Origin of the sequence: Streptomyces lunaelactis (assembly GCF_003054555.1) — a bacterium.
In the GTDB taxonomy this organism is placed as follows: domain Bacteria; phylum Actinomycetota; class Actinomycetes; order Streptomycetales; family Streptomycetaceae; genus Streptomyces; species Streptomyces lunaelactis.
On record NZ_CP026304.1, the window covers coordinates 2491233 to 2515549 of the forward strand.

Below are 24317 nucleotides of genomic sequence, written 5' to 3' on the forward strand. Positions count from 1 at the left end.
GCCATGACCGTGACGAGGTCAACGCCAGCCCGGGAGTCACGGCTACCAATTGATCAGCATGACGCCGCCGCCGCCGCTGGCCGGGCCGAACACCGCTGACTTCGTGCCCGAAGTCAGCCAGCCTTGTTCCGCAGCGAGGCTCAGCTCTTCGAGCTCGGGGAGGGTGGGGCTTTGATGCTGTGGAGGGCAGCTACCAGGGCGTCCACGTCCTGGACCGTGTTGTAAAGGGCCAGCGAGGCGCGGACGGCGCTGCTCAGGCCGAAGGAAGCCAGCGCGGGCTGTGCGCAGTGGTGTCCGGCGCGGAGGGCGATGCCTTGTTGGTCGAGGGCGGCGGCCAGTGCGGTCGGGTCGGTTCCTTCGAGGAGGAAGGTCAGGACGCCGATCTTTCCGGGTGCCTGCCCGATCAGCCGCAGCCCGGGGACTGTCGCGAGTGCGCCCGTCGCGTAGTGGGTGAGTTGTTCCTCGTATGCGGTGGCGCTCTTGCGGTCGAGTCCAGCCAGGTAGTCCAGGGCTGCTCTGAGGCCTGCGACTCCGGCGATGTGGCCGGTGCCGGCTTCGAGGCGGTGCGGGATGGGGGCGTAGGTGGTCTCCTGGAAGCTCACCGAGTCGATCATGTTGCCGCCACCTTGCCATGGGGGCATGGCTTCCAGCAGTTCGCGCTTGCCGAAGAGCACGCCGATGCCGGTGGGAGCGAAGATCTTGTGTCCGGAGAAGGCGTAGAAGTCGGCGTCGAGGGCGGTGACGTCTACGGGGAAGTGGCTGACCGCTTGGGCTCCGTCGATGAGGACTTTGGCGCCGTAGCGGTGGGCGAGCGCGGTCATCTCGGCGACCGGTGGGACAGTTCCCAGCACGTTGGATGCGTGGGTGATTGCGACCAGTTTGGTGCGGGAGCCGAGGAGGTCGCGGTAGGCGTCCTGGTCGAGCTGTCCGTCGGCCAGCAGCGGGATGGGGCGGACCCGTGCTCGGCGTTCTTCGGCGATCAGCTGCCAAGGCACCAGGTTGGAGTGGTGTTCGGCGGCGGAGACCACGATCTCGTCGCCGACGCCGAGGTTGGCGCGACCCCAACTCTGCGCCACGAGGTTGACGGCTTCGGTGGTTCCGCGGACGAAGACGATCTCGTCGGGGTCGGGTGTGCCGAGGAGTTCGGCGGCTGCCTGGCGTCCTTCCTCGTAGACCTGGGTGGCCTGCTCGGCCAGGGTGTGGGCGCCGCGGTGGACGTTGGAGGTCTCCCTCGCGTAGTGCTCGGCGACCGCTTCGACGACCTGGCGGGGCTTGAGTGTGGTGGCACCGTTGTCCAGCCAGATGAGCGGGTGGCCGTGCACGTCCCGGTGCAGTTGCGGGAAGTCCCGCCTGACGGCCTCGACGTCGAAGCCGCCCGGTGGCGATGCGGGTGGAGCTGAAGGAGGCGTCCTGGGGGCCTCGTTCTGCCGCGGCAGCCAGTACCGGGAGCCGGCGGCCGCATGGGCCAGCGCCGCCGGCAACGGAAAGGCACCAGGCTGCGTGAGTGCGCCCTGCGGGAGTGCCGCGAGGAGACCAGCTGCCGTGGGCGCGCCTGCAGTGGGCACCGCTGCCTGGGCCGGGTCCTCAGTTGTCGGACCGACCGGAGGAGCTGGGGCGCGGCTGGCTTCGGCGCTGCGCCGCCAGCCGTCAGGAGTAGTCATAGTAGTTGGCCACCTCGACGTTCTGGAGCACGGCGATGGCGTCGTCAACCAGCGCGGCGGCGGAGAAGTAGCTGGTCATCAGGTAGGAGGTGATGGCCTGGCGGTCGACACCCATCGCACGCACGGACAAGCCGGGCTCCACCTCGTCAGGTACCTTCGCCGGACGCAGGCCCACCACACCCTGCTCGGCCTCGCCGACCCGCATCAGGAGGATGTTGGTGGTTCCGGGCACCGAGTTGCCCGAGCCCCTGAGGTCGAGCTTGTCACAGGGCAGCAGCGGCACGCCGCGCCAGGTCAAAAACGGGCTGCCGAAGAGTTCCACGATCTGAGGCGGTACCCCGCGCCGGGTGCATTCGCGTCCGAACGCAGCGATCGCCCTGGGGTGGGCCAGGAAGAACGCGGGCTGCTTCCAGACCCGGGTAAGGAGCTCGTCCAGGTCGTCGGGTGTCGGCGCGCCCTTGCGGGTGTGCACGCGCTGGCTGGGCACAACGTTGTGGAGCAGCCCGTAGCCGGGGTTGTTGAGCATCTCCCATTCCTGGCGCTCGCGCAGGGCCTCCGATGTCAGCCGCAGCTGTGCCTGGACCTGGTCGATCGAGGAGTTGTAGATGTCGGATACGCGGGTGTGCACCTTCAGCACGGTCTGCGCGATGCTCAGCTCGTACTCGCGTGGGCTCTCCTCGTAGTCCACGAAGGTCTGCGGCAGGTCGAGCTCGCCGCTGTGGCCGGAAGTCATCTCGATCGGAAGCTCACGCTCGGTGGGGCCCTGGCCGTTGGCGGCGTACGCGTCCAGCTGGGCGCGCAGGACAGGCTCTTGGTCGGCGAGTTCGGAGAGCATCCGGTGGTCGAGGGAGAGCACCGTACACGGTGTGACGGCTTTGACCTGATACGACTGCGTCTCGCCGCGCGCCCAGGCGCGGGCGTCGAAGAAGTCTCCATCCCCGAGGACGCCGATCAGAGCGTCCTCGCCGTACTGGCCGGTGGCGCGCTTCTCAGCGCGGCCGAACGCGATGACGTGCAACTGCCCAGCGGGAGCATCCGCGCCGGCGATGACCTCGCCGGGAGCGACCTCGCGCTGCACGAAACCGCCGGCGAGGGCGCTCAGCACCGGGCTGTCCAGGTCGCGGAGGAAGACGATCTCGCGGAGGTCCTCGGCGATCACCCGGGCTTCGCCGTCGCCGTCGGTGTAGGTGGCGATCAATCCGTCGCCGAGGAGGAAGTGCCGACGGCGGTTGACCCGGTAGACAGCCGCCTCCAACTCCACCCACGGCAGGGCGCGCAGCAGGTAGCGAGGGGTGATCCCCATCATCTGCGGCACTGTCTTGGTGGTCGTGGCCAGGTTCCTCGCGGCGGAGGTACTCAGGCTCTGCTGACCGTGCTGAACACTCTCGGTGGTCATGGCTGCTCCCCTTGGTCCTTGTCCTTGATCCGGAGAACGCAGGAGACGAAACAGTACGTACGACAGGCAGAACATCCGCTCTTCGTGCGTTCACCAGGAAGGATTGTTGCGGCAACATGGCGGAGGCGTCGGCCCGTTCGATCGCACCTCCGGCGCGGACCATGGGCCTAGTCGGGCACGTACCCGTGAAACTCACTCAAAGAGTTGGATCAGCGCACGAGGCGTTCGAAAGCCTGACGTGACCAATCCGTCGCCGGTGACGGGGCGGAACCCGCGGACCACACACCAGCGCCCGAAGGCCCCGTTTGATCGGTGAGGATCCCGCGCGCCAGATCCGCGTCACCGACCCCGTATTTACTTCCGATGCGGTCTTCGCCCCGGGGCTGTCTGAGGCCGGCGTCCCCGCAGCGCGGGCGCCGGGCACGACGGGCAGCGAGATTTCGAGGTGGGAGGCCAAGTCCAGCTCGAACCGGCCGTAGGGGTTCAGGTGGGTCCAGAACAGCGGGCACGGGGCCCGCCGGTCGGCGTCGGATCACTGCCCCTTTGGGGCTCACCTTGGCTGGACCCCGATCAGTGTGCGGGCCGGATCGCTCCGTCAAGGGCGCCTTCGGCATCGCTGAAGCGATGCGCTTCGCGCATCCTGGACTGCCCGAGCCGGCCCTGGTGCTGGCTCGCTATCGGGCGGCCGGTCATCACCGCGTGGAAGGCACGGCATCCCTCGGTCAGCGGCCACGAGGGCGCCTATGACATGCGGGAGAGGTTCGCGGCAGCAAGGTTTCCGATGGTCCGCTTGACCAGCGACCAGATGCCTTCCTGGGGGTTGAGGTCGGGTGCGTAGGAGGGAAACTGGAAGACCGTCAGCCAGTCCTCGTTCGCTTCGATGAACGCCCTCATCTGCGGCATCAGGGTCAAGGCGGCTTCATTTCGAGACCCTGGCATGGGTGCCCTCTGCTTTGTTCCTACTCGGCCTCGAGGATCTGTGCGGCGAAGTCGTTCCGCTCCTCACCGCGATCACCGCAATGCGCACATCGTGCTTCGCAGGACTGCCGTTCTTCCGGGCACTGCCCGGCCGCGCGACCAGCGCCGTGGGCGTTTCCGCTACCGCGCGTCCATAACGATGAAACCGACATCGACAGAGGGCTCGAAAGGATCGCCAGCGCGATCACGAACACGGAGTGGTCGGCCGACGAGAGGAACACTGCGACCCCGAGCGAAAAGACATGCATCGCGGCCGCCATACGCGTGAACTGGGCTTCACTTGCCATGAGTTCTCCTTCGACAGTTCACGTGAAGACGGCCGTGGTCTGAGCTACCGGTTCTGCCCGGCGCCGAGGGTGCTCGGGGCGCGTGATTCCTGCCGCCGTCACGTGTGACGGGCGACTGCCTTCCCGTGCGGCCATGTGGTGGCGTCCGCCCGGAACTCCAGAGTGCGGGTACTGCCTGGACCACGGATATCCCGCCGGCGGGACATTCCGGGGTCACCCAGGGGGCATATCCCTCTCCGGGGTTCCCGTGGCGGAGCTGATGGCTACGTTTGATCACAGGGCGACGGACAGGTCAGGAGAGGCGATGCAGGAGACCAAGTTGCGCCAATTGGTGCAGGCGCGCCGGTGGACCACCTACCCGGCGTTCCTCGCCCAATTCCACCGGGCCGCGCGAGTCGTCGCCGAGCGTGACTTCGATCCCCGGCTGGCCTCCTTGACCATCTCGGAGAAGACGTTCAAGCGATGGCTTACCGGTCAGGTGCGGACTCAGCCCCGACCGGACGTCGTCCGCGTCCTGGAAGCGCTATTCGACCAGCCCATCAGCGTGTTGTTCCAAGGGGTGCGCGAGACCGCGCCCGGTCTTCCCCCTGGCGAGACGAACGGGCCTTCTGCAGAGAGGCAGATCCACATGGCAGCTCAGCGTGCCCTGCGATTCTCGACTCTGGTGTTGAGTGATGAGCTGTCCTCGGACACCATCGGGACACTCCACGACGAAGCCACGAGGATATCTCTGGCCTACGCCGTCGATCCCGCGCCGAATCTGATCGCGGACCTTCTCGACCTCCAGGACATCACCTTCACACTGACTGAGGGCCGCCATCGGCCGGACCGGTCGCGGGAGTTGCACTTCCTGGCGGGTGTGGCCTCCGGGCTGATGGCCAAGGCCAGCTTGGATTTGGGCAACCCCCGCGCCGCGTTGACCCAGGCCAAGGTCGCCTTGCTCTGTGCAGAGAGGGCCGGCCACCACGAACTCGCCGCGAAGATAATTTCCTGGCAGGCCCTCACCGCGTACTGGGCAGGCTGGTCACGGCAGGCCGTTGACTTCGCCCGGCAGGGCGCCTCGCTCGGCACCGGGGGCCGTGTCAGCATCTTCTTGCCCGCCGTCGAGGCCCGCGCCCATGCCGAACTGGGCGACCGCGAGTCCGCCGTGACTGCGCTGGCGGCGGCAGAGGAGGCCGCCCACCGGCATGAGACGACCGACCTCGACGGCTTGGGTGGGCTGTTCGACTTCCCCCACTGCCGGCAGGCGTACTTCCGCGCCGAGACCCATGTACTGCTCGACCCGGCTTCAGCCGACGCCGTGAGATCGGCGGACTATGCGGTTGCCGCGATGACGGCGGCGTCCCCCAGGGACAGGTACTTCGCGAACGAGGCGAGTGCGCGTGCCCACCAAGCGGTGACGAGGATCGCGACGGGGGACCTCGACGGGGCGCAGGAGGCCCTGGCCCCCGTTCTTGAACTCCCGGCCGGCTGCCGGAACCAGGACGTTGTCGTCAGCGTGATGCGGGCGCACCGCCAACTCGCCGATGCGGGCCGGCGCACGCCTGGAGCCGGTCGCTCTCTGCAGGAGCAGATCGAACACTTCGCCCGGACCGGACCTCGCTCACTCGGCATGTAGCCCTGTCGTTCCCGCTCCCGGCAGAAGGGGTCGTCCGGCAATGTGACGTTCGCTTGACCTTGCTGTGACGGCGCCGTGGCCGAACTCCGGATGTGAGAGCTACATCACTGGACCCGTGGGTATTGGTGAGGTAAGCCTCGGTTAAGTTAGGTCCGCCTCACCTCCGTACCCCCCGTACTCGTCCTTGTGGAGCCCGTATGCGAGCCGTCCGTCTGTCCGTCGTCACCGCCGCCGCAACCGCCGCTGCCCTGACCGCCGTCACGGGCTGCGCCGAGAAGAGCGATGCCAAGGGCTCCGCCGGTGCCGTTCAGGTCACCGCGAAGGACGACGCCTGCGAGGTGTCGAAGAAGGAGTTCCCGGCCGGGCACGTCCAGCTCGACATCGAGAACAAGGGCTCCAAGGTCACCGAGGTCTACATCCTCTTCCCGGACGACCGCATCGTGTCCGAGCGCGAGAACATCGGCCCCGGCACGAAGCAGAAGCTCACCGCCGAAGTGAAGGCCGGTGACTACGAGATCGCCTGCAAGCCCGGCATGAAGGGCGACGGCATCCGCCAGAAGGTCACCGTCACCGGCGCCGGCAAGGCCGCCAAGCGCAGCCCGGAGATGGACGCCGCCGTCGCCGCGTACCGCAAGTACGTGCAGACGCAGGCCGACGAGACGCTGCCGAAGGCCCAGGTGTTCGCGGACGCCGTCAAGGCGGGCGACATCGAGGCGGCCAAGAAGGCGTACGCCGACTCCCGTATCGGCTGGGAGCGCACCGAGCCGGTCGCCGAGTCCTTCGGTGACATCGACCCGAAGGTCGACCTGCGCGAGGACGGCGTGGAGAAGGGCCAGAAGTGGACCGGCTGGCACACACTCGAGAAGGCGCTGTGGCAGGACAAGAAGCTCGGCGCCGAGGAGAAGGCACTCGCCGACACCCTCATCAAGGACCTGACCGTCTGGCAGAAGAAGGTCGGTACGGCCGAGATCTCCCCGACCTCCGTGGCCAACGGCGCCAAGGAGCTCCTGGACGAGGTCGCCACCGGCAAGGTCACCGGTGAGGAGGAGCGCTACAGCCACACCGACCTCGTCGACTTCAAGGCGAACGTCGAGGGTGCGCAGATGTCGCACGAGCTGCTCAAGCCGGTCGCGTCCAAGAACGACCCGAAGCTCGTCGCCGAGCTGGACAAGCAGTTCGCGGCGCTGAACACGCTGCTCGACAAGTACCGCAAGGACACCAGCTCGTACGAGTTCACCTCGTACGACAAGGTCGGCAAGGCGGAGCGCAAGGAGCTCAGCGACGCGGTCAACGCGCTCGCCGAGCCGCTCTCCAAGCTCGCCGCCGCGGTCACGAAGTAAGGGGGGCACCGCAGATGTCCGAGGAGACACAGGTGGCCGAGGAAACACAGGTGACCGCGGAGACCGGCGGCCGGGCGCCGTCGCGTCGTTCGCTGCTCGGCTGGGGCGGTGCCGGGCTCGCGCTCGGCGCGGCAGCGGCCGGCGGCGCGGTGGCCGCCGTACGCACCGGGGACCAGGCCGTGCCCGCCGCCGACAGCGGTGCGGCCATTCCCTTCCACGGCACGCACCAGGCCGGTATCGCCAGCGCCGTCCAGGACCGGCTGCACTTCGCCGCCTTCGACGTGAAGACCAAGGACCGCGCCGAGCTGGTCCAGTTGCTCAAGGACTGGACGCGCGCGGCCGAGCGGATGGCAGCGGGCCACGCGGTCGGCGAAGGCGCCTTCGGCGGTCTCGAGGAGGCCCCGCCGGACGACACCGGCGAGGCGCTCGGACTCAAGCCGTCGCGGCTCACGCTGACCATCGGCTTCGGCCCGTCCCTCTTCGCCAAGGGCCGCTTCGGTCTTGAGGGCAAGCGCCCCGGGGCGCTGCTCGAGCTGCCGGCGTTCCCCGGCGACAATCTCGATCCGGCGCGCAGCGGCGGCGACTTGTGTGTCCAGGCGTGCGCGGACGACCCGCAGGTCGCGGTGCACGCGATCCGCAACCTCGCCCGGATCGGTTTCGGCAAGGTCGCGGTGCGCTGGTCGCAGCTCGGCTTCGGCAAGACGTCGTCGACGACGCCCGAGGCGCAGACCCCGCGCAACATGATGGGCTTCAAGGACGGCACCAGGAACATCGCCGGCACCGACAACGCGGCGCTCGACAGGCATGTCTGGGTGGCCTCGAAGGACGGCGCCGGCTGGCTGGCCGGCGGCTCCTATCTCGTCGCCCGCCGGATCCGGATGAACATCGAGACCTGGGACCGGACCCCGCTCAAGGAGCAGGAGGACATCTTCGGCCGCGACAAGGGCGAGGGTGCCCCGGTCGGCAAGGCCAAGGAGCGCGACGAGCCGTTCCTGAAGGCCATGCTGCCGACCGCGCATGTGCGGCTCGCCCACCCGGACACCAACGACGGCGCGAAGCTGCTGCGCCGCGGCTATTCCTTCACGGACGGCACGGACGGGCTCGGCCGCCTCGACGCGGGCCTGTTCTTCCTGGCGTACCAGCGCGATGTGCGCACCGGATTCATCCCGGTGCAGAACAGCCTGGCGCGCGCCGACGTCCTCAACGAGTACATCCAGCACGTGGGTTCCGCGCTGTTCGCGGTGCCGCCGGGCGTCCGGGACAAGGACGACTGGTGGGGCCGGGCGCTGTTCTCGTAGCCGGACTCGTGGACGACTGGTAGACGGACCAGGAAACGGAAGGACCCCCGACGTGTTCGGAAACTATCTGATCGGCCTGCGCGAGGGTCTGGAGGCCAGCCTGGTCGTCTGCATCCTGATCGCGTATCTGGTGAAGACGGAGCGGCGTGACGCGCTGCGTCCGATCTGGATCGGCATCGGGGTCGCGGTCGCGATCTCGCTGGGCTTCGGCTTCGCGCTCGAATTCGGCTCGCAGGAGCTGACGTTCGAGGCGCAGGAGCTGCTCGGCGGCTCGCTGTCGATCGTCGCGGTGTGCCTGGTGACCTGGATGGTCTTCTGGATGCGGCGCACGGCGCGGCATCTGAGGTCCGAGCTGCACGGCAAGCTGGACGCCGCGCTGCAGATGGGCACGGGCGCCCTGGTCGCCACCGCGTTCCTGGCGGTGGGCCGCGAGGGCCTGGAGACTGCGCTGTTCGTGTGGGCCTCGGTACGGGCCAGCAGCGACGGCTCGTCCGCGCCGCTGGTCGGTGTGCTGCTCGGTATCGCCACCGCGATGCTGCTGGGCTGGCTGTTCTACCGGGGCGCGTTGAGGATCAACCTGGCGAAGTTCTTCACCTGGACCGGCGGAATGCTGGTGATCGTGGCGGCCGGCGTGCTGGCGTACGGCGTCCATGACCTGCAGGAGGCCCGCTTCCTCGGCGGTCTGGCGGACAAGGCCTTCAACATCACCGCGACGATCCCGCCGGACAGTTGGTACGGCACGCTGCTGAAGGGCGTCTTCAACTTCCAGCCCGATCCGACCGTCCTCCAGGTCACGGTGTGGGCGCTGTATCTGATCCCGACGCTCGGGCTGTTTCTCGCCCCGGTAGGGTTCGGACGGTCAGTGGGGGTCAAGGAGCAGAAGGCAACCGATGAGAAGGCTGAGTCGGGTGGGAAGTCCGCGCCGGGCGGCGACGGGGTTCGCGGCGATGACGGTGCTGTCCTTGACGGCGAGCGCGTGCGTGACGGTGCACGGGGAGCGGGAAGTCGTACCGGCGGCGACGAAGGCTGAAGCCGCCGAGGCGCTCAAGGAGTTCACCGAGGCGTACAACGCGGCCGACAAGGCCTATGACCCGGCCCTGGACGCGGGCCGGGTCACCGGTGCGCTCGGTGCGATCAACCAGGCCGGGCTGAGGGCACGGAGCGTCAACTACCCGGACGGCAACCCGCAGCATGTGCCGCTGGAGCTGACGGACGCGAAGTACACCATCCCGAAGAAGGCCGGCTGGCCGCGCTGGTTCGTCGCCGACGTCGACTCCAACCGCGACCGGGACAACGGCACCGCGGACAACCGCTGGGTGCTCGTCTTCCTGCGCAACGGCGCGGACCAGCTGTGGGAGGCGGCGTATCTGACGATCCTCTCCCCCACCAGGATCCCGGCCTTCAGGACCGACAAGGACGGCTGGGCCGAGCCCGTCGCCCCGGACAGCGCGACGCTGGCGGTCGCTCCCCGCAATCTGAGCGAGGAGTACGCCTCGTACATCCAGACCGGGAAGCCGGAGCACTTCAAGGACGGCCTGCACACCTCGGGTTGGCGCGCCGACCGCAAGAAGAACGCGAACGTGCCGGGAATGTCCACGCAGTACATCGACCAGCCGCTGGAAACCGACGACTTCGCGCCACTCGCTCTCGCCACCGAGGACGGCGGTGCGCTGGTCTTCTTCACCGTACGCAACTACGAGCGGCAGACGGCCGCGAAGGGTCTGCGGCCGAAGGTCCACCCGGATGTGAAGGCGCTGCTGACGGGCGAGGTGAAGTCCACGATCACCAAGGAGCGGATCGCCGGGCAGGCGGTGGCGGTGCCGCCGGCGGGCGGCGCGGAGGCGGGGAAGGTCACGGTGCTGGGCCGCCTGACGGGCCTGACCGCAGCGAAGGGCTCGTAGCGGTAAGGGACTTCGAGCCGGGCTCCACCCCGGACCCCGCGCCTCGAACGCCGGCGGGGCTCACAGGAATCAGCGGCCTATCGGCCAGGCCACCTCATGCTGGTCCAGCTGCTCGTTCTCGCCCGCATACTTCGCGCACGCGTCCGTCAGGGTCTCCAGCAGCGTCAGCGGATCCGGCAGCTGATACTCAAGACCGCGCAGCCAGCTGACCTCGAGATCACCGGGCAGCCGCGCCGGCGGTACGGGGACGTAGCTGCCGCGGCAGTGCCAGCGCAGCCCCGGGTGCTCGTCCATCGTCTCGGGATGGCAGTCGAGCTCGCACGGCCACCACTCGTCCTCGTCCTCGGGGGTGCCTCGGGTGGCGGTGAAGAACAGCATCCGGTCCCCGCCGGACTCCGCGACCGGGCCGACCTCGATGTCCAGCTCGAGGAGACGGTCGAGAGCGCTGCGGCCGGCTTCCAGCGGGACGTCGAGCACGTCGTGGACCATGCCGGTCGCGGTGATGAAGTTCGCCTGCGGTTGCCCCACCGCCCAGCGCTCGATCTGCGCGGGGTCGGTCGTGGACTGCGTCTGCCAGGCGAAGGAGACAGGGTGCCTGCCGGGCGTCGGACAGCCGATGCGCTCGCAGGAACATCGGTAGGCCACGGGGTACGCGGCGGGCGAGAGCGGCAGTCCGGCGGCAGCGGCGGCCAGCAGCAGGGTCACACGGCGGGAGTCATCGGCGTCGGTGTTCTTCGGGCGCCGGCGCAGCCACTGGGGCAGCCTGCTCTCCCGGGAGAGCCTGTTCTCCGTGCCGCGGTAGCGGCCGTTACCGTCGCCCATCTATCCCCTCACACCTCACGCTCGCCCCCGGCGGACTCTGCCATGGTCCCACCATCCTGCTCCTCGGGTGGCCACAGTCCCCAACCGGGGTACCCGTCGGTACGCTCAGCGCCTCGCGGCGATGCCGTGGAGTGCGTACTCGACGATGGCGTCCGCGTACTCGTGGGTGAGCGGCAGCGTGCGCAGCAGCCAGCGGTGGGCGAGCGGTCCCGTGAACAGTTCCAGGGCGATGCGGGGGTCGATCCCGGCGCGCACCTCCCCGGCCTCCTGGGCCGCTCGCAGCCGCCTCACATACAGCTGGAGCTGCGGTTCGAGGAGTTTCTCGACGAACTGGGCGCCGAGCTCCGGGCTGACCACACCCTCGGCGGTGAGCGCGCGGGCGGGTGCGTCGTAGACGGGACTGTTCATCTCGTCGACGGTGGCGCGCAGCACGAGTTTGAGGTCGGCCTCGAGATCACCGGTGTCGGGGATCTCGGCCTCGCCGTCGGCGGCCTGCGCGGCGACGTCGAGGAATGCCTCCAGGAGGACGGCGGCCTTGGACGGCCACCAGCGGTAGATCGTCTGCTTGCCGACACCGGCGCGGGCGGCGATTGCCTCGATGGTCGTCCTGGCGTAGCCGACCTCGCCGACGAGGGCGAGGGAGGCGTCGTAGATGGCGCGGCGGGAGCGTTCACTGCGGCGGCTGGAGTCGGGCGCCCTGGTGTCGGTCATGGCGTCAATCTACCAACGGGGAGAACCGAGACGTATCGTCTCGACTTCTGTGAAGTACCGGCATACGGCACCGGGCGCGTCACCTACGAAACGATGAACCACCCGTACAACACGATGAACCACCCGATCGGTTCATGCGCGAGGGCACCCCAGGCCTCACCATGGGCTCACGCAGACCGCGTGCCCATTGCCGTACGTGTCGTACGTGAGGAGCCCTCATTGCGCACATCCCCTCGTGACGCCTCGCCACGCCGCTACCTGATGTGTCCGCCGGCCCATTACCGGGTCACGTACTCGATCAATCCCTGGATGGATCCCGCGAAACCGGTGGATCTGCCGCTGGCCCTCGCCCAGTGGGAGGACCTGCGCGACCGCTACCGCTCGCTCGGCCACACCGTCGAGCTGCTGGACCCGCGGGAAGGGCTGCCCGACATGGTCTTCGCGGCGAACGGCGCCACCGTCGTCGACGGCCGTGTGCTCGGTGCCCGCTTCGCGTATCCGGAGCGCACCGCCGAGGCCGAGGTCCATCTCGACTGGTTCCGTGCCCACGGCTTCACCGAGGTGCTCGAGCCCGGGCACATCAACGAGGGCGAGGGCGACTTCGCCGTCACCGCCACGTACATCCTGGCGGGGCGCGGCTTCCGGTCCAGTCCGCTCTCGCACGCCGAGGCGCAGGAGTTCTTCGGCCGGCCGGTCATCGGTCTCGATCTGGTGGACCCGCGCTACTACCACCTGGACACCGCGCTCAGCGTTCTGGACGACACGGCCGACGAGATCATGTACTACCCGGGCGCGTTCTCCCCGGGCAGCCGTTCCGTACTGGCCCGGCTCTTCCCCGACGCGCTGATCGCCGAGGAGCCGGCTGCCGCGGCTCTCGGTCTGAACGCGGTGAGCGACGGCCGCCATGTGCTGCTGCCGCAGGCGGCGGTCGGGCTCTTCGAGCCGCTGCGGGAGCGGGGGTTCGAGCCGATCGGCATGGACCTCGGTGAGCTGCTCAAGGGCGGCGGCAGCGTGAAGTGCTGCACGCAGGAGCTCCGCGGCTGAGGATCACCCGGCGTGGGGCGGCCACTCGTCGCCCCACGCCACATCACGCGCCTCCTTGTACAGCGCGCCGTGGCGCTTGGTGACCGTCTCGCGGCGCAGCTCCTCCGCGTCCGTGCACAGCTCGATCAGGACCAGGCCCTTGCGGATCTGGGGCTTGCGGGTGACGCGGGCGGGCACCGGCTCGGCCGGGAAGCGGACCGCCGCGACGTAGCTGAACTTCTCGTCCTCGTACGGCAGCGAGCCGCCCTTCACCTGGCGGTGCAGCGAGGAACGGCTGACCCGGGCCGCGAAGTGGCACCAGTCCGAGCCGCCCGTTTCATTGAGCGCGGTGATGGGGCAGCGGGCGCTGTGCGGGCAGGGGGCGGCGATCTTCAGGCCCGCTTCGACGAGTTGGTCGCGGGCCTCGATGATGCGGGCGTAGCCGTCGGGGGTGCCGGGTTCGACGATCACCACGGCCCGGGCGGCGCGGGCGGCCTCGGTGACGATGGCGGCCCGGTCCTTGGCGGTGAGCTCGTTGAGTACGTACGAGACCGTGACGAGATCAGTGCTCTCGATACGGAGCGCCGTGCTGATCCGCGAGCGCTGCCACTCGACGGCGCGCAGGGCCGGCACCCCGGAGGCGACGGCCAGTTCACGGCCCAGCGCCAGGGCGGGCTCGGCCCAGTCGATGACGGTGGTGCGCGGACCGTCCTCGTCCCACGCCTCTGCGACCGCCCAGCTCGCCGCACCCGTACCGCCGCCGATGTCGGTGTGCGTGGCCGGGGACCACTCGGGGGCCGCGGCGCGCAGAGCGGCGAGCGCGGACCGTACGGCCTCGAAGGTCGCGGGCATCCGGTACGCGGCGTACGCGGCCACGTCGGAGCGGTCGCGGAGCACCGGGGCGTCGGTCGGGGTGGTCCCCCGGTAGTTGGCGATCAGCCGCTCGACGGCCTGCGCCGCCTGCGTGGGCGGCAGCCCGTCCAGGAGCCCGGCGAGGGCGCTGCGCAGGGCTTCCGCGGTGGGGAGGGTGGCGTTCACCAACAGATTCTAAGCGGTGTCGGGGAAGTCCGGGTGGGTGAAGGTGGGGGTACCTCCCGTGCCCGTAGGGCTACGGGGGAGGGTCGAGGGCCGAGTCTGGCAAGGCGGAGGAAGGAGTCCACGCGGAGCGTCGGCGACTGACGACAACGCAGCCAGGCGACAGCCATCGGCCCGCGACGCCGCCCGGACTTCCCCGGGGCCGCTCAGGCATGCCGCCGGCGCAGGCGGGCTCCGCGCGGTGGCACGGAACCGGGACGGAACGGCGACGGAATCGAACTGCTGGGGGTGCGGGGGCAGTTGCTACGCTGACGGCCTTCGCCGCACACGCTGCGTACCGCACGCCCACGCTGCCTACCGCACGCACACACCACGCTCTGCGCACACGCCACGCACGTCACTCACGGGGGAACCATGAGACAGAGGGTGGTGCGCGTGACACTGGTGGCCTGCGTGGCCGCCCTGGCGCTGCTTCTCCTGCTGAGCATGTGCGGCGGTGGCGAGGGCGGCGGCAAGGCGGCCGACGACAGGCCCGAGAAGCCGGTACGGGACAGCGCGGCTCCGCCGGCCCGGCTCAGCGTCCCCTCCGCGTACGACACCGGGCAGGGCTGGGAGATCTCCAACGTCTCCCCCGAGTACGCCATCGCGCGGGAGAGCGGCCGTATCGCCCACCTGGAACGGGTCGAGGAGTCGCGGTTCCGGCTGCGCACCCTGGACGCCGCGACCGGCAGGCCCGGGTGGACCGGCGCGCCCTGGCACCCGCCGGCCGGCGCCGGCCGGTTCCCGCGGCTGCTCGCGGTCGCCAAGGAGGGCCGGGAGTACTTCGTGACCTGGTCGTTCGGTACGGCGGGCGAGGACGCGCTGAACACGGCGGGCACGTTCGTCGCCCTCGATGTGTACGACGCGGTGGACGGCACCCGGCAGCGGTTCGAGATCGCCTGGCCCACCGCCCCGACCGTGTCGGGCACCGGCCCCGGCATCCTCGTCTCCGACGGCGGCACCAGGAGCGCGGTCGTCGACCCGGTCTCCGGTGAGGTGACCGAGATCCCGCCGGCCTCGCTCGGGCACCCCAAGGACTGCAGGGGCTGCCGCCGGCTGACCGAGGTGCGCGGGGTGACCGCGAAGGGGCTGCTGCTGAGCGGGGACACCGGCTTCTGGGTGCGCGGCGGCTGGTACAGCGCGAACGTCGCCCCCTCCCGTACCGACCCCGCCTCCGGCGTGCCGACCTCGGTGGCCCCCGGGTTCGTACTCGCCAAGTGGCAGCCCGCGAAAGGGAGCAAGGACGCCGGCACGTACGACATCTGGGCGGTGCACGAGGTGACCACCGGGAAGCCGCTGGTCCAGGCGCGGTGCCACAAGCCGGCGATCGAGCCGGGCGAGTATCCGCAGGCGATGCTCTCGCCCGAGGGCGCCTATCTGGTCGCCGGGAATCTCGCGTTCGACCTGGAGCAGCGCAAAGCGCACTGCTTCGAGGAGTCGGACGGCTCCAAGCCGCTGACCCTGACCACGGTGACCGACGCGGGTACGGCGTACGGCGCGACGAGCGCGCGCAGCCCGGCGGACGCCCTGGCCGGCGGCGGCGACCCGATCGAGCTGGACCTGGCGACCGCGGTGCCCCAGGCGCTCTCCCCCAATGTCCGGCTGCCGGGCGCGGAGGCCGCGGGCGTCGGGATCTTCAGCTGGACGGATGCGAAGGACCGGCTGCATCTGATCGGGTACCCGCGCCGCGAGGAGTGACCCAGGGCCGCGAACCGTAGCTGGGCAGCTGGATCAGATGGCCTCGGCGCGGCGCTGCCAGGGGCGGCACAGGCCGAGGAAGAAGCCCACCGAGGCCAGCGCGCACACCAGTTGGACCACGGCCATCGGGACGGCCGTCGCCTCGCCCGCGATCCCGACGAGCGGGGACGCGACGGCACCGATGAGGAACGAGGCCGTGCCGATCAGCGCCGACGCGGAGCCCGCGGCGTGCGGGGTGCGCATCAGCGCGAGGGCGTTGGTGTTGGGCATCGCCAGACCCATCGCCGACATCAGTACGAACAGACCGGCCGCGATCGGGAGCAGCCCCACCTTCCCGAAGACACCTGCTGTCATCAGCAGCAGAGCGGTCGCGGCCAGCGTGATCACGGCAAGGCCGAAGCCGAGCGCCTTGTCCAGGCTGACCCGGCCCACCAGCAGCTTGCCGTTGATCTGGCCGACCGCGATCAGGCCGATGGAGTTGACGCCGAAGAGCAGGCTGAAGGTCTGCGGCGATGCGCCGTAGATCTCCTGCACGACGAAGGGCGAGGCGGAGATGTAGGCGAAGAGCGCGGCGAAGGCGAGGCCGCCGGTGAGCATGTAGCCGGTGAAGGCCCGGTCGGCGAGCAGTCCGCGCATGGTGCGCAGGGCCTGGACGACGCCGCCGCTGTGCCGCTTCTCCTCGGGCAGGGTCTCGTGCAGCCACTTCACGACGACGAGGGTGAGCAGAATCCCGATGGCGGTGAGAACGACGAAGATGCCGCGCCAGTCGGTGATCCGCAGCACCTGGCCGCCGATCAGCGGCGCGATGATCGGCGCGACGCCGGAGATCAGCATCAGGGTGGAGAAGAACCGGGCCATCTCCACACCGTCGTACAGGTCACGGACCACGGCGCGCGCGATGACGATTCCGGCCGCGCCCGCCAGTCCCTGCAGCAGCCGGAAGCCGATCAGCAACTCGACGGTGGGGGCGAACGCGCAGATCGCGGTGGCGGCGACGTACACGATCATGCCGATGAGCAGCGGGCGGCGGCGGCCCCACTTGTCACTCATCGGACCGACGACGAGCTGGCCCAGCGCCATGCCCAGCAGGCAGGCGGTCAGCGTGAGCTGGACGGTGGCGGCGGGTGAGCCGAGCGAGCTGGTGACCGCGGGAAGAGCCGGGAGGTACATGTCCATGGAGAGCGGCGGCAGTGCGGTGAGGCCGCCGAGGACGAGGGTGACCAGGAAGCCGGCGCGGCGTGCTGCCGCCAGGGGTGCGGGTACCTGTTCGGCGGCCACCCGGTCGGCGGGGCCCCGCCCGCTGGGAGCGGATGCCTCCACGCTGAGGGCGGGTGCCGCGGCGGATGCCGGGTCGGCGGCCGGTATGTGTCCTGCTGTGTTTCTCTGGCCGCTGTCCGGCTTCCGCATCAGGTCTCCATGTCCTTGAATCCCTCCCCATGCTCTCAGCTCAGCCGGAGTGGTCGAGTCCTTTTCGCGGCGGCCGGGGGCGAGAAGCGGACGCTCGACGCGGTACGGGACCGCATCGGCGTCCGCTGCCCGGGGGAGGCTACGCGGGCTTGAGGCCCGGGCTGCCCGCTTCCGTGACGAAGGACGCGGCCGTGGTGATGGGCGCGCCCGGTGTGGTGACGGCGCTGACCGTCCTGAAGTCGGCGCGCGCCTGCTGCTCGCCGAGCGTGATGTTCACATAGCCGCGGCGGCCGTTGTAGAACTTCATGTGCGGGTTGGCCTTGGTGAGGTTGTCCCAGTTGCCGGGCTTGTCGGCGCCGTCCTTGCCGCTGCTGATCGAGGTGGCGACGAGTTCGGTGCCGACGGTGGGGGACGCCGGGTCGTTGAAGTCCCGCTTCAGGTCGAAGGCGTAACCGACGTGCACATCGCCGGTGAGGACCATGAGGTTCTCGATGCCCGCCGCTTCCGCGCCGGCGAGCACCCGGTCGCGGGATGCGGAGTAGCCGTCCCAGGCGTCCATGCTCACCTTGTACGCGGCCGTGGGGACATCGCGCCGCTGCGCGAAGGTGACCTGCTGCGGGACGACGTTCCACCGCGCGCGGGAGCTCTTCCACCCGCTCAGCAGCCAGCGCTCCTGCGTGGCGCCGGTCAGGGTGCGTGCCGGGTCCTGGGACTCCGGGCCCGGCACCTTCCAGCCGTCGCCGTACGCCTGGTCCGAGCGGTACTGGCGGGTGTCGAGGATGTCGAACTGCGCGAGCCGCCCGAAGTGCAGCCGGCGGTAGAGGTGCATATCGGCTCCCGCGGGCCGCTGGGGCCTGCGCAGCGGCTGGTTCTCCCAGTACGCGCGGTAGGCGGCGGCCCTGCGCAGCAGGAACTCCTCCGGCGGGACGCCGTTCTCGGGGATGTCGCCCGCGTAGTTGTTCTCGGTCTCGTGGTCGTCCCACGTGAGGATGAAGGCGTGCGCGGCGTGCGCGGCCCTGAGGTCGGGGTCCGACTTGTAGAGGCCGTAGCGCAGCCGGTAGTCCTCGAGCGTGACCGTCTCGCGGTTGAAGTGGGCGGGCAGGACGCGGTCGGGGTAGTTGCGCGCGCCGCCGACGGCGTTGACGGCGTACTCGTAGAGGTAGTCGCCGAGATGGAACACGGCGTCGAGGTCTTCCTCGGCGAGGTGCTTGTACGCGGTGAAGTAGCCGTCGTGGTACGCCTGGCAGGACACGGCGCCGAGGCGCAGCTCGCTGATGCGGGCGTTGCGGGCGGGCGCGGTGCGGGTCCGTCCGGCCGGGCTGATCCAGCTGCCGGCGCGGAAGCGGTAGAAGTAGGGCCGGTCGTTGTCGAGGCCGGTGACGTCGACGTGGACGCTGTGGTGGAACTCGGGGTGGGCGGTGACGGATCCGCGCCTGGCGACACGGGTGAACCGCGCGTCGTGGGCGAGCTCCCAGCGCAGCTGGACCCTGGCTCGGGGCAGCCCGCTGTCGGGCTCGTACGGGCGGGTCGCGAGTCGGGTCCACAGCGTGACGGATCCGGGCTGCGGGTCTCCGGACGCGACGCCGAGCGTGAAGGGGTCCTCGGTGATCTTCTTGGCGTCGAGCTCGGCGGCGTGGGCGGTGCCGGGCAGATTGACGGCGAAGGCGAGCGCGGCCGCGGCACCGGTGACGGTGAGGAATCTGCGGCGACCGAGGTGCTGGGCGGCGGCTCTCAACTCGGGCGCGTGCGCGTGGCGGTTCGGCGAGTGTGTCATGTGCCCCTCCCCTGACGGCTGTTGTCCTCTCGCATTGGAGTAGGGGCCGACGACTCTGCGTTGTCGAGTACACAACATCCGTATGTCGGTCGGATGAGTTCCCCGTACAGGTACGGGACTACGCTGCGCATCCATGAACGCCGAGAGCGCTGCGAGCGCGGTTGTGAAGGTTGCCGTGGTGACGGGAGCGGGCTCGGGCATCGGCCGCAGCGTCGCGCTTGCGCTGGCTGAGGCGGGCTGGTCGGTGGGGCTGGCGGGGCGCCGGGCGGAGGCGCTGGAGGAGACGGCGTCGCTGGCGGGCGGTTCGGCGGGCGGGGAAGTCCTTTGTGTCCCGACGGATGTGGCTGATCCGGATGGAGTGGCGGCGCTCTTCGCGGCGGTGCTCGAGCGTTACGGCCGTATCGACCTGCTCTTCAACAACGCGGGCACGTCCGGACCTCGGGGCGTCCGCTTCGAGGACATTTCATACGAGGACTGGCGTTCTGTGGTGGATGTCAACCTGACCGGCGCGTTCCTGTGCGCGCAGGCGGCGTTCCGGGTGATGAAGGATCAGACGCCGCAGGGCGGCCGGATCATCAACAACGGCTCGATCTCGGCGCATGTGCCGCGCCCGAACTCGGCTCCGTACACGTCGACGAAGCACGCGATGACGGGCCTGACGAAGTCGCTGTCGCTGGACGGGAGGGCGTACGGGATCGCGTGCGGCCAGATCGACATCGGGAACGCGGCGACGGAGATGACGAAGCGGATGCGGGCGGGGATTCTGCAGGCGAACGGGGAGGTGGTGGTGGAGCCGGTGATGGCGGCGGGCGATGTGGCGAGGACGGTGCGGCATATGGCGGAGCTGCCGCTGGAGGCGAATGTGCAGTTCGCGACGGTGATGGCGACGGGGATGCCGTATATCGGCCGGGGCTGAGCGACTTGGGGCGCAAGGCCCGGGGTGCGGGCTCTTGGGTGCCGGCTCTTGGGTGCGCGTCGCCCGCCCGTGCACGGGGCGCCCTGAGGTCGGGTGTACTCGATGACACCGGCTCGATGATTCTGCGGCGCGGCGGGAGTCTTCCTTCTGACCGGACACGAGAAGGTGGACCGATGACCGACCTGCACGACACCCTGCAGAAGCATGTCAGCAACGGATCATTGCCGGGAGCGGTGGGCCTGGTGGCTCGCGGCGAGGGGGTCGAGGTGCAGGCCGTCGGCGCTGTCGACGCCGACGGCACCTCCCCGATGGCCAGGGAATCGATCTTCCGCATCGCTTCGATCACCAAACCCGTCATCGCCGCGGCGGTCATGATGCTGGTCGAGGACGGCCTGATCGCGCTGGACGACCCCGTCGGGCAGTGGCTGCCGGAGCTGGCGTCACCGAGCGTCGTGCGCACACCTGGCAGTCCCGTCGACGACGTGGTGCCAGTCGCCAGGCCGATCACCGTGTTCGACCTGCTCACCTCCCGCGCCGGGCACGGCTTCCCGTCCGACTTCTCCCTGCCGGCCGTCGCGCCGCTGTTCAGCGAGCTGAAGCAGGGGCCGCCGCAGCCGCAGATCGTCCCGCCCCCGGACGAGTGGATGGCGGCGCTCGCCCGCATTCCGCTGCTGCACCAGCCGGGTGATGCCTGGCTGTACAACACCAGCTCCGACATCCAGGGCGTCCTGATCGCCAGGGTCTCGGGCCGGCCGCTGCCCGAGTTCCTGTCGGAGCGGATCTTCGAGCCGCTCGGCATGGTCGACACCGCATTCGAGGTACCGGTCGGCAAGCTCGACCGGTTCACCAGCTACTACCGGACCGATCCGGCGGGCGGACTCGAACTTGTCGACGTCCCCGACGGGCAGTGGAGCACACCGCCCGCCTTCCCCTCCGGCGCCGGTGGTCTGGTCTCCACCGCCGACGACTGGCTCGCCTTCGGCCGGATGCTGCTCGCCGAAGGGACCGCGGGCGAGCGCCGGTTGCTCACACCCGACTCGGTGCGGCAGATGACCACCGACCACCTGACCCCGTCCCAGCGCACGGACAGTGGGCTGTTCCTCGAGGGCATGGGCTGGGGATTCGGCGCCTCGGTCGACGTCGAGGCGCTCGAACCCTGGAACGTGCCGGGACGCTACGGCTGGGTCGGCGGCACCGGCACGGCAGCACACATCACGGCGTCCACCGGCACCGTCACCATCCTGCTCAGCCAGCTGGAAATGGCCGGACCGAGCTTCCCCGCACTGATGCGGGACTTCTGGCGGTACGCGGCCGACGCCTGAGACCAGGCGGCGCGGCCCCGCGTCCCGCGCCACCGACGGCACCCGTCAATCCGCTTGGCGTGAGAGGACCGTCCCAGCGTCCTGTTCCGGATTGCGTCCATGGGGAAGGACGTTACGAGTTGGAGCGCACACCAAGGCAAGGGCTGCGACGCCCGCGGTAACGAGGAACGCGGCGCGCAGACCGTGGCCGGACAGGCCTCAGGCCTGCCCGGTCTCGAAGCGGGCGACCTTCCCGCCCTCGACCTTGAACGTCCACGCGGTCCGCATCTCGCCCCAGGTGTCGTTGCGATAGCGGGCGACGAGGGAGAGCCCGTCGGCGGACTGCGACTCGATCTCCATGCGCCCGCGCGAGGAGAAGATCTCGCGGTCGGTCCACTCGTGAAGGTCGCGGTCGCTTCCGTCGTCGGACATGGTCGCGTCGGGCCCGAGGGCCGCCTGGAAGCTCTCGCGGTCATTGGCGTTGAGTGCGCCGACGAAGGCGCGTACGGCGGGTTCGGTGAGCCGGTCCACGGAAATGGTCACGATGTCTCCTTCGTTGCGGGGACGGGGCAGAGCCACCTCCATCCCTACACCGCCGCACCCCGCCTCACCCCTTGGCGACGGCCACCCGCGCGACCGGGCGGCTCGCCGGGCTCGCTCTGCCCAGCGTTCCGGAATCGCCCCTCGCCGGGCACCCACCGCATGGCAGGCTGCCCGCATGAAGCACACCCTGGACCCCGCCTGGGACACCGTCGACCGCCTGCACGCCTGGCTCGAGGCGGAGAGCGACCGCGCACGCGAACAGGAGACGCTGCTACGGATGTTGAAGCTCTCGGAGGAGGTCGGCGAGGTCGCCCGGGCCATCATCGGGGCGACGGGCCAGAACCCGCGCAAGGGGACGACGCACAGTTGGCAGGACGTGGAGTCGGAGCTGTGCGACGTGATCATCACGGCGATGGTGGCGCTGCGTACGCTCACGCCGGACGCGTCGGAGGTCTTCGCGGCACATCTGCGCGGTATCGCCGAGCGTTCGTTGAGCGACGGAGCCGTCTAGCCCGACGGCGCGCAGTCGCGGATACGCGTCGACGTTCCGTCCGGTCGACTACAGTTTGCCCCTGAAGTACGCATTTGGGGGCACAGTGGCTTCACGGCGGAAGGGTGCGCGTATGAATCCCGCCCTCGTCGTGTCCGACCCCGTGTCGGCATGACGACACCGGACCCGGAACGCCGACCGGTCGACTCCGAGCAGAACCCCGCCGCCACCGCCGCCCGCGGCGGCGACACCGCGGCCGCGCGGCTCAAGGAACGCATCTACGCGACCATCACGCTGGCCGCTGTCGTGGTGTCCCTCGCCGGCGAGGACAACACCGAGCACGCCGAAGCAGCGCTCACCGTAGCTGTGACAGCGCTCGGGGTCTGGCTGGCCACACTGGTCGCGGACGAGCAGTCGCACCGTGCTGTGAGCGGGCGCGGGGCGAGCCGGGCGGAGATCCGAACGGCGTTGCATGTCTCCAGCCCGTTGCTGCTGAGCGCCGTGGGGCCACTGGTACTGATCGGTCTGTCGGCGCTGCGCGCGGTGGATCTGGACACCGCGCTGCTGATCAGTGCCGGAGTGCTGGTGGCGAGCCTGTTCCTGTGGGGCTGGCGGACCGGCCTGCGGATGGGCAATGGGCCACTGAGCGCAGTCGTCTCGGGCCTTGTGGACGCTGCGATCGGCGTGGGGGTCGTGGGCGTGAAGCTGCTCGCGGGTCACTGAGGTGCCACGCGAGGGATCACCCGGACATCCGCTCCGAACTGGACCGGAGGCGCGGAAGACTTGGCCAATTCCGCCAGCAGCCAAATCCGGTCGGACTACGGCCTGGGAACAGGTAGCGAATAAGTCAGGATTCGCCTAACTGAGGCTCCCCGATGGCAACAACGTCCGGCCGAGGCGCCCCTCGTGGGGGGGCACCCGCTTTCCCCTTCACCAACGCGAAGTGCCTGTGCCAGACTTCCGCCCATGCGGATTCTCCAGTCACTCAGTGCACTTGTGGTCCTTGCTGTCACAGCGACAGCAGTGGTCGGCTGCTCGTCGGAGGGGGACGGTAAGTCCGCGAGCGGTAGCAGAGGTTTGATGGGTGTCCTGGACAGCGCCCCGGCTGCCGTCTCCGGCACGACCGTGAGCTACTTGAATGTCCGCACTGCACGTGCGCTCGTCAAGAAGGACGAGAAGCTGTATGCGAACTTCAATCGTTATGGGATCCCGGAGTACGCCTCCATCGGTTACACCAGCAACTCACTTCGGACGCTGATGGGGTTCGATGAGCGCGACGTCCAGACCTCGCTCGTTGTAGGCGACCTCAGCAACCGTCTTACGGGGGACTTCGACAAGGACGCCATCAGCAAGGCTCTGGCCAAGCGCGACTACCGGGCCGAGAAGTCTGGGCGGGGCATGCGCCTGAGCAATGGGAAGGATCGGCAGTACGAGGTCACTGGGGACGTACTCGTGGGTGAGTCGAAGAAGGAAGGGCTCTCTCCGCTGGTCCCGGAGGGGAAGACGCTCGCCGACGATTCCTTGTACAAGGCGGTGGCCAAGTGCCTCGGCAGTGACGTCTACGAAGCCAACTTCTTCGGGAAGGAGAGGCCCCGCGCCATCTCTCGACTCTTCGCGGTCGGTGGACGTATCGGCGATGACGGCGCTCCCTCAGAGACGCTGTGCGCGCTTGCCACGAACGACGAGAAGGCGCAGGAGATCGCGAAGAGGCTCCGTACCGAGACCACCAAGGGAAAGCGCTACGCCGGTACTGAAGTCTCTGTGACCGAAGGCGATATGCCGATGGTCACGATGACCTGGAAGAACACCTCGGCGAGTGGAATGCATCCGGCGGACGAACTCAGGTTCGCGACCCTGCTCATGCATCTCGTCAAGTGAACCGTCTCCAAAATGGCATCCCCGAGCACACGGTCGGCGCATGGGTGGGCGACACCGTCGAGGAGACAACGCAGCCTGACGATCTCACCGCGGCGGCGGCCATCTCCCGACCGCCTTCCTGGCTACTCTCGTGGCTACTCGCGTAGCCACGCGGTCCGGTTTGAGCCGGTACGTATCGGGGTGCAGCTTGCCCGCTTCGGG

Annotated in this window: 21 protein-coding genes and 1 pseudogene; 12 read left to right on the forward strand and 10 right to left on the reverse strand. The window is 69.4% G+C overall.

What is annotated here, in order from left to right; all coding sequences use genetic code 11:
* Window positions 1–140: 140 nt before the first annotated feature.
* The 4 genes and pseudogenes from SLUN_RS11240 to SLUN_RS11255 form a co-directional block, all read right to left on the reverse strand.
* The gene (locus SLUN_RS11240; protein WP_108148359.1) at window positions 141–1661 is read right to left on the reverse strand and encodes a SufS family cysteine desulfurase; all 1521 of its coding nucleotides are present in this window, start codon (window positions 1659–1661) and stop codon (window positions 141–143) included.
* Entirely contained in the window at window positions 1648–3057 is a 1410-nt protein-coding gene (locus tag SLUN_RS11245; RefSeq protein WP_108148360.1) for a family 2B encapsulin nanocompartment shell protein, read from the reverse strand. Before SLUN_RS11245 ends, SLUN_RS11240 begins: the two co-directional genes overlap by 14 nt.
* Before the next feature lie 744 nt (window positions 3058–3801).
* Window positions 3802–3963 (reverse strand): annotated as a pseudogene (locus tag SLUN_RS11250) (transposase); the annotation flags it as partial.
* 53 nt (window positions 3964–4016) lie between these two features.
* Window positions 4017–4322, reverse strand: a complete 306-nt coding sequence (locus tag SLUN_RS11255) for a hypothetical protein (protein WP_108148361.1) — start codon at window positions 4320–4322, stop codon at window positions 4017–4019.
* Window positions 4323–4626: 304 nt separating this feature from the next.
* Here SLUN_RS11255 and SLUN_RS11260 point away from each other — a divergent pair, with 304 nt between their 5' ends.
* The 5 genes from SLUN_RS11260 (at window position 4627) to SLUN_RS11280 (ending at window position 10479) form a co-directional block, all read left to right on the forward strand.
* Window positions 4627–5940 (forward strand): NsdA family TPR-like regulatory protein, encoded by a 1314-nt coding sequence (locus SLUN_RS11260; protein ID WP_108148362.1) that lies wholly within the window; start codon window positions 4627–4629, stop codon window positions 5938–5940.
* A 197-nt stretch (window positions 5941–6137) separates the two neighbouring features.
* The gene (efeO, locus tag SLUN_RS11265; protein ID WP_108148363.1) at window positions 6138–7280 is read left to right on the forward strand and encodes an iron uptake system protein EfeO; all 1143 of its coding nucleotides are present in this window, start codon (window positions 6138–6140) and stop codon (window positions 7278–7280) included.
* Window positions 7281–7294: 14 nt separating this feature from the next.
* On the forward strand, window positions 7295–8578 hold the full coding sequence (efeB, locus tag SLUN_RS11270) for an iron uptake transporter deferrochelatase/peroxidase subunit (protein WP_175313535.1): 1284 nt from the start codon (window positions 7295–7297) through the stop codon (window positions 8576–8578).
* Window positions 8579–8630: 52 nt separating this feature from the next.
* Window positions 8631–9608, forward strand: a complete 978-nt coding sequence (efeU, locus tag SLUN_RS11275; RefSeq protein WP_108148364.1) for an iron uptake transporter permease EfeU — start codon at window positions 8631–8633, stop codon at window positions 9606–9608.
* The gene (locus SLUN_RS11280) at window positions 9526–10479 is read left to right on the forward strand and encodes an SCO2278 family lipoprotein (RefSeq protein WP_108148365.1); all 954 of its coding nucleotides are present in this window, start codon (window positions 9526–9528) and stop codon (window positions 10477–10479) included. The genes efeU and SLUN_RS11280 overlap by 83 nt, the downstream gene beginning before the upstream one ends.
* A 69-nt stretch (window positions 10480–10548) precedes the next feature.
* Here SLUN_RS11280 and SLUN_RS11285 read toward each other — a convergent pair whose 3' ends face one another.
* Both SLUN_RS11285 and SLUN_RS11290 read right to left on the reverse strand, forming a co-directional pair.
* Window positions 10549–11301, reverse strand: a complete 753-nt coding sequence (locus SLUN_RS11285; RefSeq protein ID WP_108148366.1) for a bifunctional DNA primase/polymerase — start codon at window positions 11299–11301, stop codon at window positions 10549–10551.
* A gap of 105 nt (window positions 11302–11406) precedes the next feature.
* A complete protein-coding gene (locus tag SLUN_RS11290) occupies window positions 11407–12012 on the reverse strand; it encodes a TetR/AcrR family transcriptional regulator (protein ID WP_108148367.1) in 606 nt (201 codons plus the stop codon).
* Window positions 12013–12231: 219 nt separating this feature from the next.
* Here SLUN_RS11290 and ddaH point away from each other — a divergent pair, with 219 nt between their 5' ends.
* Entirely contained in the window at window positions 12232–13056 is an 825-nt protein-coding gene (gene ddaH, locus SLUN_RS11295) for a dimethylargininase (RefSeq protein WP_371413821.1), read from the forward strand.
* A 3-nt stretch (window positions 13057–13059) separates the two neighbouring features.
* Here ddaH and SLUN_RS11300 read toward each other — a convergent pair whose 3' ends face one another.
* Window positions 13060–14073 carry a small ribosomal subunit Rsm22 family protein gene (locus SLUN_RS11300; protein WP_108148369.1) on the reverse strand — a complete coding sequence of 338 codons (1014 nt, stop codon included), beginning with the start codon at window positions 14071–14073 and terminating at the stop codon, window positions 13060–13062.
* 411 nt (window positions 14074–14484) lie between these two features.
* Here SLUN_RS11300 and SLUN_RS11305 point away from each other — a divergent pair, with 411 nt between their 5' ends.
* Window positions 14485–15807 carry a hypothetical protein gene (locus tag SLUN_RS11305; protein WP_175313533.1) on the forward strand — a complete coding sequence of 441 codons (1323 nt, stop codon included), beginning with the start codon at window positions 14485–14487 and terminating at the stop codon, window positions 15805–15807.
* Between the two features lie 33 nt (window positions 15808–15840).
* On the opposite strand, the gene SLUN_RS11310 is transcribed toward SLUN_RS11305, so the two are convergent.
* Together SLUN_RS11310 and SLUN_RS11315 are read right to left on the reverse strand one after the other, a co-directional pair.
* A complete protein-coding gene (locus SLUN_RS11310) occupies window positions 15841–17214 on the reverse strand; it encodes a Bcr/CflA family multidrug efflux MFS transporter (RefSeq protein WP_108148370.1) in 1374 nt (457 codons plus the stop codon).
* Window positions 17215–17353: 139 nt separating this feature from the next.
* A complete protein-coding gene (locus SLUN_RS11315) occupies window positions 17354–18988 on the reverse strand; it encodes an alkaline phosphatase D family protein (RefSeq protein WP_108148371.1) in 1635 nt (544 codons plus the stop codon).
* A 133-nt stretch (window positions 18989–19121) separates the two neighbouring features.
* Here SLUN_RS11315 and SLUN_RS11320 point away from each other — a divergent pair, with 133 nt between their 5' ends.
* Complete coding sequence (locus tag SLUN_RS11320; RefSeq protein ID WP_175297712.1) at window positions 19122–19904, forward strand: SDR family oxidoreductase; 783 nt, start codon at window positions 19122–19124, stop codon at window positions 19902–19904.
* 173 nt (window positions 19905–20077) lie between these two features.
* Window positions 20078–21226 (forward strand): serine hydrolase domain-containing protein, encoded by a 1149-nt coding sequence (locus tag SLUN_RS11325; RefSeq protein WP_108148372.1) that lies wholly within the window; start codon window positions 20078–20080, stop codon window positions 21224–21226.
* 198 nt (window positions 21227–21424) lie between these two features.
* On the opposite strand, the gene SLUN_RS11330 is transcribed toward SLUN_RS11325, so the two are convergent.
* Window positions 21425–21748, reverse strand: a complete 324-nt coding sequence (locus tag SLUN_RS11330; protein ID WP_108154672.1) for a nuclear transport factor 2 family protein — start codon at window positions 21746–21748, stop codon at window positions 21425–21427.
* 175 nt (window positions 21749–21923) lie between these two features.
* Here SLUN_RS11330 and SLUN_RS11335 point away from each other — a divergent pair, with 175 nt between their 5' ends.
* The 3 genes from SLUN_RS11335 to SLUN_RS11345 all read left to right on the forward strand — a co-directional run bounded on the left by SLUN_RS11335 (window position 21924) and on the right by SLUN_RS11345 (window position 24116).
* Complete coding sequence (locus tag SLUN_RS11335) at window positions 21924–22259, forward strand: MazG-like family protein (RefSeq protein ID WP_108148373.1); 336 nt, start codon at window positions 21924–21926, stop codon at window positions 22257–22259.
* A 150-nt stretch (window positions 22260–22409) separates the two neighbouring features.
* Window positions 22410–22961, forward strand: coding sequence for a hypothetical protein (locus SLUN_RS11340; protein ID WP_254710023.1), 552 nt, complete (start codon window positions 22410–22412; stop codon window positions 22959–22961).
* A gap of 243 nt (window positions 22962–23204) precedes the next feature.
* A complete protein-coding gene (locus SLUN_RS11345) occupies window positions 23205–24116 on the forward strand; it encodes a hypothetical protein (RefSeq protein WP_159100223.1) in 912 nt (303 codons plus the stop codon).
* Window positions 24117–24317 lie beyond the last annotated feature (201 nt).